Source organism: Rouxiella sp. Mn2063, assembly GCF_049319665.1.
Lineage (GTDB): Bacteria > Pseudomonadota > Gammaproteobacteria > Enterobacterales > Enterobacteriaceae > JBMOUD01.
In genome coordinates this window covers 1-242 of sequence record NZ_JBMOUD010000063.1, presented here as the reverse complement: position 1 = coordinate 242, position 242 = coordinate 1, and the positions used below count along the sequence as shown (strand labels likewise).

Genomic DNA, 242 nt, shown 5'->3' with positions numbered 1-242 from the left:
GCAAGGCGCACTCAAAATAACGCTGAGCGAGAGGTGAGAAACGGCGACATCTTTACCGAGCCGGTCCGAATCCCGAGTGAAGGCAGGCCAAAGGCCCGTTATTTGCGGCTATCTCTGTACGACCTGAAGTCAGATGTTCGCAAACCCGCATCAGCTTTTGACCTTAAAAAACCAGCAAGGCGCACTCAAAATAACGCTGAGCGAGAGGTGAGAAACGGCGACATCTTTACCGAGCCGGTCCG

General features: G+C 53.7%; 1 protein-coding gene. It reads left to right on the top strand.

What is annotated here, in order from left to right; translation table 11 throughout:
* Positions 1 to 33: 33 nt before the first annotated feature.
* A partial coding sequence (locus ACL9RG_RS22790; protein WP_422794919.1) for a hypothetical protein occupies positions 34 to 242 on the top strand: 209 nt, incomplete at its 3' end.